The sequence below is a fragment of the Arthrobacter sp. H14 genome, assembly GCF_000520495.1.
In the GTDB taxonomy this organism is placed as follows: domain Bacteria; phylum Actinomycetota; class Actinomycetes; order Actinomycetales; family Micrococcaceae; genus Arthrobacter_C.
The window spans coordinates 97,411-98,901 of record NZ_KI914637.1 but is presented as its reverse complement, the minus strand read 5'-3'; the positions used below and the strand labels follow the sequence as shown (position 1 = coordinate 98,901).

Annotated in this window: 2 protein-coding genes and 1 pseudogene; 2 read left to right on the top strand and 1 reads right to left on the bottom strand. The window is 64.3% G+C overall.

Going from position 1 to position 1,491, the window contains the following annotated elements; all coding sequences use genetic code 11:
- A pseudogene (locus tag Y707_RS0105795) lies at positions 1 to 221 on the top strand (transposase); the annotation flags it as partial.
- Positions 222 to 311: 90 nt separating this feature from the next.
- Here the strand turns inward: Y707_RS0105795 and Y707_RS33120 are convergent.
- Positions 312 to 443: a hypothetical protein gene (locus Y707_RS33120; RefSeq protein WP_275451191.1), complete on the bottom strand. Its 132-nt coding sequence runs from the start codon at positions 441 to 443 to the stop codon at positions 312 to 314.
- A 141-nt stretch (positions 444 to 584) separates the two neighbouring features.
- On the opposite strand from Y707_RS33120, the gene Y707_RS23860 reads away from it, so the two are divergent.
- The coding region (locus Y707_RS23860) for a DUF222 domain-containing protein (protein WP_035780495.1) at positions 585 to 1,491 on the top strand (907 nt) is incomplete at its 3' end.

Sequence of the window (1,491 nt, the reverse complement as noted above, 5' to 3'; positions counted from 1 at the left end):
CCCACGTGAATCTGCCGGCGGTGCACATGGTCGCCTCTCAGCTCAAGCGCTGGATGATCGGAACAATGCACTACGGCGCCTCGCAGGAGCAGTTCGCCTACTACCTCGACGAGTTCACGTTCCGCTTTAACCGCCGCACCTCAAAGAGCCGCGGACTACTCTTCAACCGGCTCATGCACCAAGCCGCCCACACAGCGCCACACCCGCTTAAAACGCTGGTCATCCCAGAAAACGACCCTGACTTCAGCTAAGCAGATACCTAATACAAGTATTCGAATAAAGAAAGGCGTGGCCACCTCGGATGTGCGTGGTCAGCTCTCGGGGAGACCCGCAAAGGCCTTTTGCATATCGCGGTACCAGCCCAGCGACTTCTTCGGATGCCGCCAGCGCCCCTTCATCGCGGCGCGTGCTTCCTGGTGGGACACGTCACCGGCCTTCTCCATTTCCTTGAGGTGTTTGTCCTGCGCGTTGATAACGTCGTCGGCGGTCGCACCTCGATCTTCAAGGTCGCACGGTCCGCCTAGTGTGTTGTCCCGCAGCCCGACCCGGCCGGCCCGTCACGGAACGTAGAGCACCTTGCCCGGATGAATGTGGAGGCCGAGGTCAGCGGCGCGTTGACGCTGGCAGGGAAGACGGCGCAGAAACTGGTCTTCGAGAGCAACGAACTGGTCGGCTCTTTCCCTGCGACGCTCGACCGCCTCGAATCCGGGGCGCTGAACCGGGAGCAGGCCATGGTCATCGTCGAGCAGGCCCAGACCCTCCCCGAACACGCCCAACCCGGATTCGAACAGGAACTGCTCGCCGAAGCACCGGGACTGCCACGGCCGAAACTGGCCGGCAAGGCCCAGCGCCTGCGGGAGCGGATGCACCCAGAATCCGCCGCCCGGCGGAAAGAGAAAGCAGCCTGCGACCGCAGAGCCTACCTCCAGCCCGCCGAAGACGGCATGGCCTGGCTCGGCGAATTGGCCGGACCGCTCGGCGAGGTGAACCCCGGGGACTTGTCGTACCACGAAGCCACCCGGGCCCTGGTCTCGGCCGGCCAGCTTATTGCCTGGGCAGAAGGGCTCAAAGCCCGCCTGGTCATCCGCCTCTGTGACACCGCGGCAGGGACGGTGCCGCAAGCCGACCCGGTCGGACCGAACCGCAATGAAGAGGGCCTGGCCCGGATGAACGTCGAGGCCGAAGTCAGCGGTGCGTTGACGCTGGCGGGGAAGACGGCGCAGAAACTGGTCTTCGAAAGCAACGAACTGGTCGGCTCTTTCCCCTCCACTCTCGACCGCCTCGAATCCGGGACCCTGAACCGGGAGCAAGCCATGGTCATCGTCAATCAGGCACAGACCCTCCCCGAGGACGCCCAATCCGAATTCGAACAGGAACTTCTCTCCGAAGCACCCGGACTGCCACGGCCGAAACTGGCCGGCAAGGCCCAGCGCCTGCGGGAGCGGATGCACCCAGAATCCGCCGCCCGGCGGAAAGAGAAAGCAGCCTGCG

Bases quoted from the DNA above. Each gene is read 5' to 3' on its own strand.
- Y707_RS33120 (WP_275451191.1), bottom strand. From the start codon at position 443: ATGGAGAAGGCCGGTGACGTGTCCCACCAGGAAGCACGCGCCGCGATG.